This is a genomic window from Acinetobacter sp. YH12096, assembly GCF_013419215.1.
GTDB lineage: Bacteria > Pseudomonadota > Gammaproteobacteria > Pseudomonadales > Moraxellaceae > Acinetobacter > Acinetobacter amyesii.
Genome location: NZ_VPAM01000037.1, coordinates 19401 through 35481 on the forward strand (window position 1 = coordinate 19401; position 16081 = coordinate 35481).

The 16081-nt window shown below is 41.7% G+C and carries 14 protein-coding genes and 6 tRNA genes; 14 read left to right on the top strand and 6 right to left on the bottom strand.

Going from position 1 to position 16081, the window contains the following annotated elements; all coding sequences use genetic code 11:
* The first annotated feature begins 30 nt into the window (after positions 1-30).
* The 4 genes from trpA to FTU36_RS13720 are packed head-to-tail and all read left to right on the top strand — an operon-like array spanning position 31 to position 4017.
* A complete protein-coding gene (gene trpA, locus FTU36_RS13705) occupies positions 31-834 on the top strand; it encodes a tryptophan synthase subunit alpha (RefSeq protein ID WP_078191221.1) in 804 nt (267 codons plus the stop codon).
* The gene (gene accD, locus FTU36_RS13710) at positions 831-1727 is read left to right on the top strand and encodes an acetyl-CoA carboxylase, carboxyltransferase subunit beta (RefSeq protein WP_180089796.1); all 897 of its coding nucleotides are present in this window, start codon (positions 831-833) and stop codon (positions 1725-1727) included. The genes trpA and accD overlap by 4 nt, the downstream gene beginning before the upstream one ends.
* On the top strand, positions 1724-3007 hold the full coding sequence (gene folC / locus FTU36_RS13715; protein WP_180118291.1) for a bifunctional tetrahydrofolate synthase/dihydrofolate synthase: 1284 nt from the start codon (positions 1724-1726) through the stop codon (positions 3005-3007). Before accD ends, folC begins: the two co-directional genes overlap by 4 nt.
* Positions 2998-4017, top strand: coding sequence for an SPOR domain-containing protein (locus tag FTU36_RS13720; protein WP_373683938.1), 1020 nt, complete (start codon positions 2998-3000; stop codon positions 4015-4017). The genes folC and FTU36_RS13720 overlap by 10 nt, the downstream gene beginning before the upstream one ends.
* 20 nt (positions 4018-4037) lie before the next feature.
* Here the strand turns inward: FTU36_RS13720 and FTU36_RS13725 are convergent, their stop codons facing one another.
* From FTU36_RS13725 to FTU36_RS13735, 3 genes are all read right to left on the bottom strand, one after another.
* Positions 4038-4577: a dual specificity protein phosphatase family protein gene (locus tag FTU36_RS13725; protein ID WP_373686365.1), complete on the bottom strand. Its 540-nt coding sequence runs from the start codon at positions 4575-4577 to the stop codon at positions 4038-4040.
* Between the two features lie 49 nt (positions 4578-4626).
* On the bottom strand, positions 4627-5454 hold the full coding sequence (locus FTU36_RS13730; protein ID WP_180118295.1) for an MBL fold metallo-hydrolase: 828 nt from the start codon (positions 5452-5454) through the stop codon (positions 4627-4629).
* Between the two features lie 302 nt (positions 5455-5756).
* Positions 5757-6392 carry a peroxiredoxin gene (locus FTU36_RS13735; RefSeq protein WP_180118297.1) on the bottom strand — a complete coding sequence of 212 codons (636 nt, stop codon included), beginning with the start codon at positions 6390-6392 and terminating at the stop codon, positions 5757-5759.
* A 337-nt stretch (positions 6393-6729) separates the two neighbouring features.
* Between FTU36_RS13735 and secA the strand changes: the two genes are divergently transcribed.
* From secA to FTU36_RS13785, 10 genes are all read left to right on the top strand, one after another.
* Entirely contained in the window at positions 6730-9453 is a 2724-nt protein-coding gene (secA, locus tag FTU36_RS13740; RefSeq protein WP_180022396.1) for a preprotein translocase subunit SecA, read from the top strand.
* Between the two features lie 144 nt (positions 9454-9597).
* Positions 9598-9954, top strand: a complete 357-nt coding sequence (locus FTU36_RS13745; RefSeq protein ID WP_180055834.1) for a hypothetical protein — start codon at positions 9598-9600, stop codon at positions 9952-9954.
* A 160-nt stretch (positions 9955-10114) separates the two neighbouring features.
* On the top strand, positions 10115-11335 hold the full coding sequence (argJ, locus tag FTU36_RS13750) for a bifunctional glutamate N-acetyltransferase/amino-acid acetyltransferase ArgJ (RefSeq protein WP_180118299.1): 1221 nt from the start codon (positions 10115-10117) through the stop codon (positions 11333-11335).
* 153 nt (positions 11336-11488) lie between these two features.
* The gene (nadA, locus tag FTU36_RS13755) at positions 11489-12556 is read left to right on the top strand and encodes a quinolinate synthase NadA (protein WP_078191211.1); all 1068 of its coding nucleotides are present in this window, start codon (positions 11489-11491) and stop codon (positions 12554-12556) included.
* A 154-nt stretch (positions 12557-12710) separates the two neighbouring features.
* Positions 12711-12787 (top strand) — tRNA-Pro (locus tag FTU36_RS13760).
* A 45-nt stretch (positions 12788-12832) separates the two neighbouring features.
* Positions 12833-12909, top strand: a tRNA-Arg gene (locus FTU36_RS13765).
* A gap of 44 nt (positions 12910-12953) precedes the next feature.
* Positions 12954-13029, top strand: a tRNA-His gene (locus FTU36_RS13770).
* Positions 13030-13032: 3 nt separating this feature from the next.
* A tRNA-Pro gene (locus tag FTU36_RS13775) sits at positions 13033-13109 on the top strand.
* Positions 13110-13214: 105 nt separating this feature from the next.
* Positions 13215-13290, top strand: a tRNA-His gene (locus FTU36_RS13780).
* A 17-nt stretch (positions 13291-13307) separates the two neighbouring features.
* A tRNA-Pro gene (locus FTU36_RS13785) sits at positions 13308-13384 on the top strand.
* A gap of 114 nt (positions 13385-13498) precedes the next feature.
* On the opposite strand, the gene FTU36_RS13790 is transcribed toward FTU36_RS13785, so the two are convergent.
* Genes FTU36_RS13790 through FTU36_RS13800 form a run of 3 tightly spaced genes read right to left on the bottom strand, consistent with a single transcriptional unit; the run spans position 13499 to position 15701 of the window.
* Positions 13499-13978 carry an OmpA family protein gene (locus tag FTU36_RS13790; protein ID WP_180005407.1) on the bottom strand — a complete coding sequence of 160 codons (480 nt, stop codon included), beginning with the start codon at positions 13976-13978 and terminating at the stop codon, positions 13499-13501.
* 8 nt (positions 13979-13986) lie between these two features.
* A complete protein-coding gene (locus FTU36_RS13795; RefSeq protein WP_180110887.1) occupies positions 13987-15204 on the bottom strand; it encodes a diguanylate cyclase domain-containing protein in 1218 nt (405 codons plus the stop codon).
* The gene (locus FTU36_RS13800) at positions 15201-15701 is read right to left on the bottom strand and encodes a YfiR family protein (protein ID WP_180012517.1); all 501 of its coding nucleotides are present in this window, start codon (positions 15699-15701) and stop codon (positions 15201-15203) included. The genes FTU36_RS13795 and FTU36_RS13800 overlap by 4 nt, the downstream gene beginning before the upstream one ends.
* Positions 15702-16081: the final 380 nt, after the last annotated feature.

A 16081-nucleotide genomic window follows, 5' to 3' on the forward strand; every position in this document is an offset into this window, starting at 1 on the left:
TTTTGATTCATTCAAGGAAAGTATAACCCTATGTCACGTTTAGCCACTCGATTTGGAACGCTTAAATCTCAACAGCGTAAGGCCTTGGTTTCTTATGTTATGGCTGGTGACCCTCATCCACAAGTAACGGTACCTTTGTTACATCAAATGGTTGAGGCAGGTGTAGATGTGATCGAATTGGGTCTTCCATTTTCAGACCCAATGGCGGATGGTCCTGTTATTGCACTTGCCGCTGAGCGTGCGCTTGCTGCAGGAACCAATACTCTAGATGCCTTGAACATGGTGAAAGAGTTCCGTAAAAACGATACAGAAACACCAGTAGTACTGATGGGCTATTTAAACCCTGTTGAAGTAATCGGCTATGAAAAGTTTGTTGCCTATGCACATGAATGCGGTGTAGATGGCGTGCTCTTGGTGGACCTTCCACCAGAAGAAGCAAAAGATCTAGATGCAGTATTGAAAAAATACGACATGGATCAAATCTTCTTACTTGCGCCAACATCCACTGACGAACGTATTCAGCATGTGGTGAAACAAGCTAGTGGATTTATCTACTATGTTTCTTTGAAAGGTGTGACAGGTGCAGCGACGTTAGATGTTGCTGAAGCTGCGGCACGTATTCAAAAAATCAAATCGTATACTCAGGTACCTGTTGGCGTTGGCTTTGGTATCAGTGATGCAGCATCGGCGAAAGCCATGGGTGTTGCTGCAGATGCGGTGATCGTAGGTAGTGCTTTTGTTAAACAATTTGCAAACTTAGCGCCAGAACAAGCTGTAATCGAAACAGTGAATAAAGTGAAGGAGCTTCGAGCTGCGCTCGATGAGTTAGTATGAGTCAAGACGCAAAAACAGGCAAAATTCTGAGCGCATCTACGCCATGGACAGAGCGTGCGGTACCAGGTATTCATGTACCTGATGAACAGCAAGCATTAAAGGCGACATTTACTGAGCCGACGATTGAATGTCCTGAGTGTCATGCACTTGTGACTCGTACTGCAATGTCATTTAATGCCTACGTTTGTCCGCAGTGTGATGAACACTTGCGAATGAAAGCGCGTGATCGCTTGAACTGGTTCTTTGACCAAGTACAAAAAGAATTGGGTCAAGAATTTAAAGCCAAAGATCCACTTAAATTTGTAGATAGCAAAGCGTATCCAGACCGTATGTCTGAAGCGCAGAAAAAAACCGGTGAAACAGAAGCTTTAGTGGTAATGCAAGGAACGCTGAAAGGCATTCCAATGATTGCGACTGCTTTCGAATTTGATTTCATGGGCGGCTCAATGGGCACAGTGGTCGGTGACCGTTTTGTTCAAGCGGCTGAACTTGCGATTAAAGCTAAACAACCGCTTATTTGCTTCGCTGCTTCTGGTGGTGCGCGTATGCAAGAAGGTATGTTGTCACTCATGCAAATGGCGCGTACTTCTGCTGCCATCCAAAAAATGAAAGATGCAGGCTTGCCTTATCTAGTGGTATTGACACATCCTGTCTATGGTGGTGTGACTGCATCATTGGCAATGCTCGGTGATGTTCATTTGGCTGAGCCAAAAGCCATGATTGGTTTTGCTGGTAAGCGTGTGATTGAGCAAACTGTACGTGAAAAATTGGACGAACCGTTCCAACGTGCGGAATATTTGCTTGATCATGGTGTAGTCGATCAAATTGTCCACCGTCATGCATTACGTGATACAGTTTATCGTATTGTAGCGAAATTGATGAACTTACCTTGAACACAGCACCACTTGCATCTGATTCTTTAAGTACATGGCTCGATTATTGGAGCCATGTTCATGTTACGGGTATTGATCTAGGTCTGGAACGGGTGATTCCTGTTGCAGAACGACTCGGTGTAACCCAGCCTGATGCGAAAGTGCTGACGGTCGCGGGAACAAACGGTAAAGGTTCAACCACGACCACTTTGGCTGCGATTTTAAATGCTCAAGGTTATAACGTGGGGCTATACCAATCACCGCATATTTATCGATTCAATGAACGTGTAAAGCTTCAAGGTGTTGAAGTGTCCGACCAAGCCCTGATTGATGCTTTTGTCGCAGTTGATCAGGCGCGTCGTGAATGTGAATTAAGTTTATCTTTTTTTGAAGCGACCACTTTGGCCGCTTTTGTTATTTTTAAACAGCAACATTGCGATGTATGGGTACTTGAAGTCGGCCTTGGCGGTCGACTTGATGTGGTCAATGTCGTCGATCCAGATGTTGCAGTGATTACCAATATTGGTTTAGACCATACCGATTGGTTGGGTGACACCATTGAAAAAATTGCTTTTGAGAAAGCAGGGATTATTCGTCCAAATATTCCTGTGATTTTTGGTGGGCAGCAAGTTTTACCTGAAGCCATTCGTCAAAAAGTAGAAGATTGCCAAGCCGCTTTACATGTACTCAATCGTGATTATTTTTATCAGTACAGTGATGACGGACAATCTTGGATGTTTGCTTCATCAGGTACAACTTTAAAACTGCCAGTGGGTTCTTTGGCACTCGAAAATATCTCTACGGCTGTAGCGGCAATATTGGCCAGTGGTTTGGTGGTCTCTCAGCAGTCGATCGCTCAGGGGATTATCAATGCCAAGTTACAAGGCCGTTTTGAAGTTAGAGAAATTGCAGGAAAAACGGTGATTTTCGATGCGGGACATAACCCGCATGGTGTTGAATTTTTGTTAAAGCAATTGCGAAATTTCCTCCAGTACAATAAACAATACACAGAAGTGATCAGCGTTTTCTCCATGCTGACTGATAAAGACATAAATTCTGTCGTTAACTTATTGAAAGATACGGTAAGAATGTGGAAAATTGCACAATTAAATGTGCCACGTGCGGCATCTATCACACAATTGGATAGCGCACTGCAGCATCAAGTCGTAGAACATTATGACAATGTGCAATTAGCTTTTAAGTCCGCGCTAGAAGAAACAAAGAATAATCAGCTGATTCTGGTATGTGGTTCATTTCATACCTTAGAAGCGGTATGGGAGTATCTGGAAGAATGTCAATGAATAACAAACAACGCTGGATGGGTGGTGTTGTTTTATTAGGTGGTGGTGTACTGCTGGCCGCACTTTTACTTAAAGGCAAAGAAGAAATACATCAAAATCAAAGCCAAACCCCTGAAATGGCTCAAGTTGAGCAACAAGGTCAGGGTGCGGGTAAAATGTCATCATTGACTGTTGATGTTGAAACTGAAAAGCGTTTGCTCGAAGAACAACGACGTACCCGTGAAAAATCGGTTGCGGAGCAAGAAGCACGTGCAGCAGAATTTTTAGCGATGCAACAACAAGCGGAAGCGGATGCAGCACGTAAAGCAGCAGAAGAATATGCAGCTTTAAACGCACATCGTTCAGCTCAACAAAGTTCGGATAATATTCCGCCCGAATTGGTTGAAGATGAAAAAGCCAAGCAAAAGCGTTTAGCTGAGGATAAGTTGGCGGCTCAAAAAAAGTTAGAGACTCAGTCGGCGCAGCAAAAGGCTGATCAGGCACGTATCGCAGCAGATAAACAAAAAGCCGAAGCAAAACGTAAAGCGGATGCTCAAAAAGAAGCTGAACGTAAAGCACATGCTGAAGCTGAGAAAAAAGCAGCAGATAAGAAAGCAGCCGAAGCGAAGCAACAGGCTGAAGAAAAGCGTAAAGCCGAAGAAAAACACAAGGCAGAAGAAAAGCGTAAAGCCGAAGAAAAACACAAGGCAGAAGAAAAGCGTAAAGCCGAAGCCAAGAAAAAAGCTGAAGCTGAAAAAGCACGTGATCTGTTGGAAAATGGCGATAAGCAATGGATGGTACAAGTTGCTCTAGCTGCCAATGAAGCCAATGCAGATGCCGTCGCTGCAAAATTACGTGCAAAAGGCTATAAAGTGACGAAGAGTCCTACATCTAAAGGCATTCGTATTATGGTTGGCCCTTCGAAGGACCGTGATGCTGCGGACGCAACACGTAAAAAGATCAATTCAGATGCAAGTTTGAATATGAAATCGGCTTGGGTGATTGATTGGGTACCTCTCGATAAACGCTAAGTTTATTTGAGGAATGACCTTTAATAAGATGGATTCAGTAGTTGCTGCTGAATCCATTTTACATTTTCAGGGCTGAATAATCGGTCGATATTTTTCCAAATAGGGAGGAAGCCATAGCCACCTTGTTTCATTTCACGTTTTGCTTCCTCAATGGACCAATGCTGAAAAATAATACGGTACATGGCCACACTCGCGCCTGTACGGTCTGAGCCGTGGTAGCAATGGATTAACACTTTTTGCTGCTGTTGTTCAGCTTCTTTTATGGTTTTCATCACCGCCAGTAAATCTTCACGATCGATTTGCCACGTGTGTATCGGAATATGTACAAATTTAATCTTTTGCGTATCAATGACATTGTTTAAGCGTTCTGGGTCATGGTGCCGTGAACGTAAATTTATGATCACATCGATGTGCTGTTCTCGTAGAACAGGGGCGAGATCTGCATTAGGTTGTTCACTGCGAAATACTGTTGGGCTGATCTGATAAAAATTATGCTGTTGATGAACGACTTTTCCCCAATGCTTAGGACGTTCATTTAACGGTAATGGATTTGATGTCATGCAACCCGTGAAGCTGAAGCTAACACTAAGGAGGATCATTGGCAGGATTTTAGCGGTCATTGCTTGTGTTCTGATAGCGAGCGAGTTCGAATGGGTCATGTGCGCAGATGAGATCGATGTCCGGATGCTGTGCTAACTGCTGAATCTTATGAAGTGTGTGCAGTCGCTGTGTATTGTCGGTGGCAAATAAACGCTCAAGCTGATTTAAGGCCCGCGAATGAAAATTTGGATTTAATTGATGCTGTGAGTAATAAGCATCGCCGCAATATAACAACCAGCGATGGTTGTTTTTAATCGCAATACCGGCATGACCCGCGGTATGTCCCAAAAGTGGGAGCATTAAAATATCCTCTTGAAAAATAGATAGACCGGCAGTGTGCTCTAAGTTAAACCATGCTTGCGTCCCGATGTTTTCGATAAAGTTCCAATAACGATGCTGTTGGAACTGCTGTGGTCGATAGCGCAGTCGTGATTTTAAGCTATGAAGATTTTGAGTGGCATTATATTCACTGGCTAAGACATGCACGGTCGCCTGCGGAAAATCTGAGATCCCGCCAGCATGATCAAAATCTAAGTGTGACAACAAAATGTGTTGAACATCTTGAGCCTTAAAACCTAATTTTTGAATTTGATGAATCGCACTTAGTTGCGGATTAAATTTAATCTGCGCTGTGCGTGAAATAAACCGACCTAAACGATTTTGTGGATGTAAATAATCTTGTAAGCCCAGTCCTGTATCGACTAAGACGAGCCCTTTATCAGTTTCAATGAGCAGGCAATGACAAACCAAATGTGCGCGAAAGCCTTTCTGTCCAAATAAAGGGGCACACGTTGGACAAAAACTACCACAATGTAAATGATGAATTTGATGAATCACGGTTTGTTATTTTCAAGTTTTTCTTAGTTATAACGGATTTGAGAGGTTTAACCAATCTAATCCCTGAGAGGAATTTGTAATCAAAAAAAAGCTCATCCGAAGATGAGCAGGTTGGAGAATGCCAGAACGGGCTCGTCATTCGTTCTGAGGGGAAAACTATAGTAACTATAAGTAGCTATGGTTATGATCCGTAGTTGGCTCTAGTGCTGCGCTTAAAAATAGTTAAAGTTGTATCTTCGCTTGGTCACTCGCAGCAGAACTTCTTATCTTACGCTCGGACAGCGCAATGCTCCGTTTTATTCTCACTTAGGTTGAGGCGTTAAACGAAGGTAAGGCGTAACTGCCTTATACCCTTGAGGAAAGCGTTGTTTGATTTCCTCTTCATCTTTTAATGACGGCACAATCACCACATCTTCACCATGTTGCCAGTTGGCCGGTGTTGCAACTTTATGGTTGTCTGTCAGTTGTAAAGAGTCAATGACACGTAAAATTTCATGGAAATTACGCCCCGTTGATGCAGGATAAGTAATGATTAAACGGACTTTTTTATTGGGATCGATGATCACCAAAGAGCGAACAGTTAATGTTTCGCTGGCATTGGGGTGAATGAAATCATAGAGGGTAGACACTCTACGGTCTTTGTCCGCAATGATCGGGAAGTTCACCGTGGTATTTTGAGTATTGTTAATGTCATTAATCCAACCATGATGGGATTCAACATCATCAACAGATAGGGCAATGGCCTTGACACCACGTTTGCTAAATTCATCTTTTAGTTTTGCGGTAAATCCAAGTTCCGTGGTGCAGACTGGTGTGTAATCTGCAGGATGCGAAAATAAAATGCCCCAACTGTCACCTAAAAAGTCATAAAAATGAATGCTGCCTTCGCTTGAGTCTTGAGTAAAGTCTGGTGCAGTGTCACCTAAACGAATCGTCATGGAATATCCCCGTATTTATTGAATTTGTTTAACTTGAAAATAAATATGAAGGATTTTTTTTATGATTAAAAATAGTGTTTTCTCATTTCTTTATGAAATTTTTTCATATAAAACAGTTTTATTGGTGGATAAAAGCGAAATATCTCACGACAGAGTCACTATGTTGTCTGCAGAAAATTTGTTACATTAGCTTGCCTTAAGTCTCCGGGGCTAGAACCCGAGCGCAGAATATTTAAGGGGATTTTTGTGCAAAACCCTTGTACTTCGAATTTCTAGCACCATAATAACGACTAAGAAAATATATTCATTTGACAAGCAAGATTTAGAGAGTCTATTCATGTTGGCAAGTCTGATCGGAGGAATCTTCGGTACCAAAAATGAGCGCGAACTCAAACGCATGCGTAAAATCGTAGAGAAGATTAATGCGCTCGAGCCGACGATATCTGTTCTAAGCGATGCAGACTTATCTGCAAAAACTGAAGAATTCAAAGAACGTTATAAAAAAGGCGACAGCCTTGATAAATTATTACCTGAAGCGTTTGCTGTTTGTCGTGAAGCTGCAAAGCGTGTCATGGGCATGCGTCATTATGACGTACAGCTGATTGGTGGTATTACTTTACATGAAGGTAAGATCGCAGAGATGCGTACCGGTGAAGGTAAAACCCTCATGGGAACGCTTGCTTGTTACCTCAATGCGATTAGTGGTGAAGGTGTTCACGTGATTACGGTGAACGACTATCTCGCACAGCGTGATGCTGAATTAAACCGTCCATTATTCGAATTTTTAGGTTTAAGCATTGGGATTATTTACTCAATGCAAGACCCAACTGAAAAAGCTCAAGCGTATCGTGCTGACATTACTTACGGTACCAACAACGAATTCGGTTTCGATTACTTGCGTGACAACATGGTTTTTTCTGCTGCTGAGAAAAAACAGCGCAGCTTAACCTATGCCATCATCGATGAGGTCGATTCGATCCTGATTGATGAGGCACGTACACCTTTGATCATTTCTGGTCAATCAGAAGACTCATCACAGTTGTATGCTGCCATTAACAGCATTCCACCAAAACTTCATGCACAAAAAGAAGAGAAGGTACCAGATGGTGGTCACTTCTGGATTGACGAAAAACAGCGCTCTGTAGAAATGACCGAAGTCGGTTATGAAACTGTTGAAGCTGAATTGATTCAAATGGGCTTGCTTGCTGAAGGTGAAAGTCTATATTCATCTGCTAATTTAAACTTGGTGCACCATGTTTCTGCGGCCATTCGTGCGCATTACCTATACCAACGCAACGTGCATTACATCATCCACGAAGGTGAAGTGATCATTGTCGATGAAAACACTGGTCGTACCATGCCGGGTCGCCGTTGGTCAGAAGGTTTGCATCAAGCAGTAGAAGCAAAAGAAGGTTTGGAAATTCAACCTGAAAACCAAACTTTAGCAACTACAACATTCCAGAACTATTTCCGTCTATACAAAAAATTATCAGGTATGACGGGTACTGCAGATACTGAAGCTGCAGAAATGAAAGAAATTTATGGCTTGGATGTTGTACTGATTCCAACCCATCGCCCGATGATTCGTAATGACCAAAATGATTTAATCTATTTAAACCGTGAAGGTAAATACAACGCCATCATTCAAGAAATTCAACGTGTTCATGAAGCAGGTGTTGCACCGATTCTGATTGGTACAGCAACCATTGAAGCCTCTGAAATTTTATCAGATAAGCTGAAAGAAGCTGGCATTCAACATGAAGTGCTCAATGCGAAACAACATGAGCGTGAAGCGGATATTATTGCGCAAGCGGGTTCACCGCGTGCAGTGACGATTGCTACCAACATGGCCGGTCGTGGTACCGATATTCTGTTGGGTGGTAACTGGAAAGCCTTACTGGCGAAGATTGAAGAGCCAACGGCAGCCGATGAAGCGCGTTTAAAAGCTGAGTGGGAACAAAATCATGACATGGTGTTGAACTCTGGTGGTTTACACATCATTGGTTCAGAACGTCATGAATCTCGTCGTATCGATAACCAGTTACGTGGTCGTGCGGGTCGTCAAGGTGACCCAGGTGTATCACGTTTCTACTTGTCGCTTGAAGATGACTTGATGCGTATCTTCGCGGGTGATCGCGTGGTTGCGATGATGCGTGCCATGGGTCTGAAAGAAGATGAAGCCATTGAACATAAAATGGTGTCACGCTCGATTGAAAATGCACAACGTAAAGTTGAAGCACGTAACTTCGATATTCGTAAAAATCTATTGAAATACGATGACGTAAACAACGAGCAACGTAAGATTATTTATTCTCAACGTGATGAAATTCTTGAAGAAGCATCATTGCAAGATTACATCGAAACAATGATTCACGATGTGACTAAAGGCATGATCGAAGTATATATTCCACCTGAGTCTATTCACGATCAGTGGGATATAGAAGGTCTTGAAAAGGCGCTACGTGAAGATCTATCGATTGAACTGCCAATTTCGCAGTGGTTAGAGCAAGATCGTCGTTTGGATGAAGAAGCTTTGGTTGAACGTATTACTGATGAAGTTCTTCAGCACTACCGTTCACGTCGTACGCAAATGGGTGACGAAACGGCTGCAATGCTCGAACGTCACTTTATGTTGAATTCATTGGACCGCCATTGGAAAGAGCATTTGGCAGCAATGGATTACTTACGTCAAGGGATTCATTTACGTGGTTATGCGCAGAAAAATCCTGAGCAAGAATACAAAAAAGAAGCCTTTAATTTATTTGTAAACATGCTTGCTGTGATTAAGTCAGATGTCGTGACAGATTTATCTCGTATTCATGTGCCTACAGCCGAAGAGCTTGCAGAAATGGAAGCTCAAAAACAGGCTCAAGCTGAATCAATGAATCTTCAATTGTCACACAATGACTTTGATAATTTGTTGGCTGAAGCCAACGGTAATGATGTTATCGATGCGCAATATACACCTGCAGAGCAAGTGATTGTTCCGCCAGAAAGTCGTAACTCACCGTGCCCATGTGGTTCAGGTCTAAAATATAAACAATGTCACGGTAAAATTTAAACAGCATTGTTTAATTTCAAATAAATCAGAGCCTTCGCGCTCTGATTTTTTATTTACACTACTGATCTGACCTGAATAGTATTTGCAGTGCAGCGGATTAAATGTTATTTAGTTTCTATCAATAACCGTAAGACGGAAAAGACAATGAAAAAAGTACTAAAACCGTTCATGATTGCTGCTTTGGCTTTGCCAACTTTTACCTTTGCAAACGCTCCTCAGACGACTTCTGTAGAGAAAGTTCAACAAGCAGTTGGTCCAACAACAACTCAAGTACAGATTGGTACTGACGGTCAAGTGACTGTAGCAAGCCCGCGTACGGGTATTCGTTATACCTTTGCCAATCCAAATCGTCCAATCGTATTGCAAACTGCAAAAATTGCAGCAGCCAATGCGGCGAATGCTGACCGTATTGTGGCTGAAAACCCAGCCCTTTCTGCTGCGAGTCAACAAAAAGCGAAACAAGTGCTTCTTGATGAAGCAACTCAGCTTGCGCGTAACTAATTTACGACGAACAGCGATAAAGACCAGTCGAAAGGCTGGTTTTTTTATGTGCAAAAGAAATCCACAATAAAATTACAGCAAAACCGTGCTTCTGCTCGATTTTTTATAGATTTTGCACTAAGCTGTATTTTTTATAACTCATATAGTTGGACGTTGAAAAATGGCAGTTGGTGACGTATCTATGCCACAGATGCATGTGGTGAAAGGTGTAAAAATCGGTTCGGCTGAAGCGTATGTGCGCTATCAGAACCGACGTGACCTTGTCATTTTTGAATTTGCTGAAGGTTCTAATGTCGCAGGCGTTTTTACTCAAAATGCATTTTGTGCAGCACCGGTGCATATTTCTAAAGCGCACTTATTAGCAGGTAATCCACGTTATTTAGTGATTAACACCGGAAATGCCAATGCAGGTACTGGCAAAATTGGCATGGCAAATGCTGAAGCGACATGTGCGAAACTGGCAGAACTGGCTGGTGTTCAAAATACAGAAGTCCTTCCTTTTTCAACGGGTGTAATTGGCGAGCAATTACCTATTGATCGTTTGGTTCAAGGCTTGCAACCGGCATTAGACAGTTTGCAAGAAGACGCTTGGTTGGAAGCTGCAACGGGCATTATGACCACAGATACCACACCTAAAGGTGCATCTGAACAATTTGAGTTAGATGGCGTCCTGTATACCATGACAGGTATTTCTAAAGGCGCAGGCATGATTCGTCCAAATATGGCGACCATGTTGAGTTATGTGGCAACTGATGCACCCATTAGCCGTGAGCTGGTGCAACAGCTTTTGAAAACCACAGTTAACCTGTCGTTTAACCGTATTACGGTGGATGGTGATACCTCAACGAATGACTCATGTATTTTGATTGCAACGGGTCAAGCTGGTGGCGTAGAAATTACTTCAGAATTAGATTCACGTTATGCTGCTGTTTTAGACGTGTTAACACGTGTAATGAAACGTCTTGCACAGCTCATTGTCCGTGATGGTGAAGGTGCGACGAAGTTTATTACTGTGGCGGTAGAAGGCGGCGCAGATACTCAAGAATGTTGTGATATTGCTTATAGCATTGCACATTCACCGTTGGTTAAAACTGCAATCTTCGCATCAGATCCAAACTGGGGCCGTATTTTGGCAGCAATTGGTTATGCCGGTGTGCCAAACTTAGATGTTGAAAAAATTCAGGTCTGGTTGGGTGATGTTCAAATCTGTAAAGATGGTGGCGCAGCAGCAGATTATACCGAAGCAGCAGGGGCTGCGGAGATGGAAAAATCTGAAATCACGATCCGTGTAGATTTAGGGCGTGGCAGTGCTCAAGATACTGTGTATACCTGTGATCTGTCGTATGACTATGTCAAGATTAATGCAGATTATCGTTCATAAGATATTTGATGTTTTTGAAAAGCCTCCGTTGTGAGGCTTTTTTATAAGTGGAACTTTTTAATGACCGGTAAAAAATAGCCAAGTGCCATATTTATGGGTCAGTTGTGAAGCACCTGTGTAGTAGCAGGCATTAAGGGTAGAGAAGACGTTGTGATGAATAATGCAAACAACTTAATTGCAAATGAAGCAAAATCAATTGTACAAGCGCATTTGGATCGTTTGGGCGATGTTAAAGAGCATCACTTAACGGAAGCTGCAAAGCTTGAAAAGTTTGAATTAATTAAAGCGGAACTCAAAAAACGTAACGCTGTCCTTGTTGCACACTATTACTGTGATCCTGAAGTGCAGGAACTAGCAGAACTGACCGGTGGATGCGTTTCGGATTCACTTGAAATGGCACGTTTTGGTCGGGATCATGAAGCAACAACGTTGGTGGTTGCAGGCGTGAAATTCATGGGGGAGACCTCGAAGATTTTATCTCCTGAAAAAACTGTATTGATGCCAACCCTAGAAGCAACATGCTCACTTGATTTGGGCTGTCCTGTCGATGAATTTACCAAATTTTGCGATGCACATCCGGATCATACGGTTGTGGTATATGCCAATACCTCGGCAGCAGTGAAAGCGCGTGCAGATTGGGTGGTAACCTCGAGCTGTGCTGTTGAAATTGTTGAGCATTTAGATAGTTTAGGTGAAAAAATTATTTGGGCACCCGATCAGCATCTCGGTCGCTATATTCAAAAGAAAACCGGTGCAGACATGTTGCTATGGGATGGGGCATGTATTGTCCATGAAGAGTTCCGTGCACGTGGTATTGCCAATATGAAAGCGCTGTATCCCGATGCAGCAGTTTTGGTGCATCCAGAGTCACCAGAATCTGTGGTGGATATTGCAGATGCCGTCGGTAGCACCTCGCAATTGATCAAGGCTGCACAAACCTTGCCACACGAACGTTTAATCGTGGCAACAGATCGCGGTATTTTTTATAAAATGCAGCAAGCTGTGCCGAATAAAATTCTCATCGAAGCACCGACGGCAGGTGAGGGAGCGACATGTCGTTCATGTGCGCATTGCCCTTGGATGGCGATGAATGAATTGGATGGCATTCTGGAAGTTTTACAAAAAGGTGATCAGGAAATTTTTGTAGATCCGGCATTGGCTGAGCGTGCTAAATTGCCTTTAGATCGGATGTTGAATTTCAGTGCCAGTTTAAAACGTTAATTTTTGCTTGAAAAATGATTAAAGTGCTTGATAAATAATCGCTTGAAATGATTTTTTATGTTTTTTTGAAGATAGGTGTTGACGTTAATCAACGTCACGCCTAGAATGCACACCGTACCGCACGATATGCGATACAGCGAAAGCTGAGATGAAACGGAGCATAGCACAGCCTGGTAGTGCACCTGGTTTGGGACCAGGGGGTCGTAGGTTCGAATCCTACTGCTCCGACCAATTTCTCAAGGCAAAAATCGCGTGATAGTCTATGTCATCGGTAATGCGCCTGTAGCTCAGTTGGATAGAGCATCCGCCTTCTAAGCGGATGGTCACAGGTTCGAATCCTGTCAGGCGCGCCATTTTAATGGTGTTCTGATACTAGAATCTGAAACTTGTTGTGATGGTGGATGTAGCTCAGTTGGTAGAGCCCCGGATTGTGATTCCGGTTGTCGTGGGTTCGAATCCCATCATTCACCCCAATTCGGAGCATAGCACAGCCTGGTAGTGCACCTGGTTTGGGACCAGGGGGTCGTAGGTTCGAATCCTACTGCTCCGACCATTTTCTTAAAGAAAACGGTCGATAAAAGATACCGCATACAGCGGTTTTTTTATGCCTGTAATTTAAAATGCGTTATATTGGTTATTCACAAGCAAGAACATGATGGTGGATGTAGCTCAGTTGGTAGAGCCCCGGATTGTGATTCCGGTTGTCGTGGGTTCGAATCCCATCATTCACCCCAACTTTTAAAGTTGAAAGCGGAGCATAGCACAGCCTGGTAGTGCACCTGGTTTGGGACCAGGGGGTCGTAGGTTCGAATCCTACTGCTCCGACCATTTATTTCAAAAACAATACTGTAAAAGATGCCGCATATAACGGTTTTTTTATGCCTAAAATTTATAAACACAATAAAAAAGCCACCATAAGGTGGCTTTTTTATATTTCACTATTTAGGGAATGATCGTGACATTTACGCGACGGTTGATGGCACGATTGGTTTCAGTGTCATTAGAGACCATCGGCTGTTCAGCACCACGGCCAATAATTTGAATATTTGAACTGTTATAACCTTGCTTTAAAAAGACGTTTGCGACGCTTTGCGCACGTTTTTCTGACAGTTGTTGGTTGTAATTGGCTTGTCCAACATTATCCGTATGACCAATAAACTTAATTTTGTTTAGGTCATATTTAATCAGTTGAGTGGCGAGGGTATTTAGTTTGCCTTCTTGGTGAGGTTGTATTTGATAATCATCAAAACCAAATAAAAGTCGTTCTGGTAGGGCAAGTGTCCAACCATCATTGGTCAAGACAAAACCTTCTTTTTTAAGCATACGTGCTTGTTTATAGCTTAAGTTACCTAAACTCATGCAGGCTGTCATAGTAGCCGTGAATGCAAGTATAAATAAAACTTTAAATGCGTTCTTTAACATAGCAAATCCTATGAGTTGGGGTGGTGTAGTGCAATGCACCAATGATTATTCGAAAGTTTAGCATCATACATCGCGCGTTCCGCATCTGCGATCAAATCTTCTGGCGATTTTGCATTTTGGATAAGTGCCACACCAATATTAGCTTGTAATGCAATATTATGTTGCTCATAAACAAATGTGGAACTATAGCAGTCATGTATTTTGTGACAAAAGACTTCGAGTTCCGTCAGGAAGTTTAAGCGATTGATAATAATTGCAAATTCATCACCACCGAGTCGCGCAACGAAAGCATCATCTGGCAGTGCTTGCTTTAAACAGTGTGATGAGGCGCGCAGTACAGCATCCCCAGCTAAGTGCCCATATTGGTCATTCACATGTTTAAAGTTTTCAATATCGACAAAGAACACAGCAGCGTTCGCTTGTAAGTCAAAAAGTTCAAATAGCTTTTCATAAAAATAATTACGATTTGGCAATTGGGTTAATGCATCATGACGTGCTAGATGAATAAGTTTGTCATTTTCTGAAATTAAGTTTTTATTCGACTGTTCGATTTCACTGAGTAAGCCATTAAAGGCGGTACTAAGCGCGTGTAATTCTTGAATATCAGAGTTTGAAACCCGCATTTTATAATCTTTCTTAATGCTAATGGTTTGGGCTGATTCAACAATAGAGCGAACAGATTGCATTAAGTATTGATAAACAGAATTCACCGACCAAAACACAGTAGCTAATAAAAGAATAAAACCTAAAAACAAGCCCAGCAAAATTTTATGGAAGAAACTAACTAAATCTGAAGAGTTTCCATATACGACCAGTTCGCCGTAACTTTTCTGATCATGATGAATATCTAAACGAATCGGTTGGCTAAAAAAGAAATAATCTAAAATCGCTTGGCTAGAGAATGTTGAAATTTCTTGTTGCTCAGCATGAGCAAGCGACGCATTTTGATGGTTGGTAATTTCAATCGATCGAATGGGATACAGTTGAGTGTATTCATTTAAAATTTGACGCATCGTTGTTTGGTCATTAAAGACCACAGCGGGTTGAACACGTTCGTTTATCGCATTTGATAAAATCGTTAAGCTGTTTTTTGCATAGGTATGCATAGTATAAGTGGAAATCACCAAAAAAATCGCAGAACAAATCGTAAAAGTTAAAGCAAAGATAGTGAGCTGCGAACGCGTAAATAATTGGTGTAATGTAATTGGATTATAGAGTTGTTTCATTCAGCTGACTCCGATGACTTCGCCAGTAATAAAACGCGTGGATCAATATGTATTTGTGACTGCGTTAAGCTTTCCATATTAACTTTAAACGAATAACTCTGATTTTTTTTATACAAACAAAATGCACTGCCAGACTCACACTCACTATTGTTACTACTTAGAGAGAGGGCGGGGAAATTAACATGGTTGTTTAAAATACTTTGTTCTTCTTTTGCTGATAGATTGGAAAAAAATAAAACTTGGCAATGACTGGATTTGATGTCATTCACATTGATGGCTGTAATTTTATAAGTGCTGTGGGTTGGTGCAAGTTTTTTAAAATCATTGACTAAACTTGAATTATTAATCACACAAAATTTGGGTGAAGTGGTTTCCCACTTGGCATAACTCAATATAGAGAAAGTGGTTGTGAAAATATTTGCTGTGGGAGCTGTATATAATATGGGTGAAATGGAGCACGCCATTATTAAATAGGCAGTTTTTTTAAAAACAACCATACGAAATCAAAAATTCTTAAATTAAATGGAATGAAAATTGGGTTTATATACGTTTTATTATATGAAATAGGGCGTATATAGCCCAATAATAATACAAAAGAATGTTTATGTGTTTAAAAAAACGACATGCGTAAAATAAATCATAAAAAAGGTGTTGCAACGGTCCTGAAATGCTGTAGAATGCACATCCATCGGCGGTGATGAAGATTAAAACTTCTGATAAAACAATGGCTTGGTTGAATTGATTAAGTTAGGTTTTATTTGATAAGTTTAAAAATAATTTGAATTACTGGTTGACTCTTTAGAAATAAAGAGTAATATAGCCGACCTAGCTTGCTGGTGACGAACCAACAAGAAGATCATTAAGAGATTATGAAGAA

What these genes read in the sequence shown, in the direction of transcription:
- FTU36_RS13790 (WP_180005407.1), bottom strand. Translation starts at nt 13,978, where the DNA reads ATGTTAAAGAACGCATTTAAAGTTTTATTTATACTTGCATTCACGGCT.
- secA (WP_180022396.1), top strand. Translation starts at nt 6,730, where the DNA reads ATGTTGGCAAGTCTGATCGGAGGAATCTTCGGTACCAAAAATGAGCGC.
- FTU36_RS13745 (WP_180055834.1), top strand. Translation starts at nt 9,598, where the DNA reads ATGAAAAAAGTACTAAAACCGTTCATGATTGCTGCTTTGGCTTTGCCA.
- accD (WP_180089796.1), top strand. Translation starts at nt 831, where the DNA reads ATGAGTCAAGACGCAAAAACAGGCAAAATTCTGAGCGCATCTACGCCA.
- FTU36_RS13800 (WP_180012517.1), bottom strand. Translation starts at nt 15,701, where the DNA reads ATGGTTGTTTTTAAAAAAACTGCCTATTTAATAATGGCGTGCTCCATT.
- FTU36_RS13795 (WP_180110887.1), bottom strand. Translation starts at nt 15,204, where the DNA reads ATGAAACAACTCTATAATCCAATTACATTACACCAATTATTTACGCGT.
- trpA (WP_078191221.1), top strand. Translation starts at nt 31, where the DNA reads ATGTCACGTTTAGCCACTCGATTTGGAACGCTTAAATCTCAACAGCGT.
- nadA (WP_078191211.1), top strand. Translation starts at nt 11,489, where the DNA reads ATGAATAATGCAAACAACTTAATTGCAAATGAAGCAAAATCAATTGTA.
- FTU36_RS13735 (WP_180118297.1), bottom strand. Translation starts at nt 6,392, where the DNA reads ATGACGATTCGTTTAGGTGACACTGCACCAGACTTTACTCAAGACTCA.
- FTU36_RS13720 (WP_373683938.1), top strand. Translation starts at nt 2,998, where the DNA reads ATGTCAATGAATAACAAACAACGCTGGATGGGTGGTGTTGTTTTATTA.
- argJ (WP_180118299.1), top strand. Translation starts at nt 10,115, where the DNA reads ATGGCAGTTGGTGACGTATCTATGCCACAGATGCATGTGGTGAAAGGT.
- FTU36_RS13725 (WP_373686365.1), bottom strand. Translation starts at nt 4,577, where the DNA reads ATGACATCAAATCCATTACCGTTAAATGAACGTCCTAAGCATTGGGGA.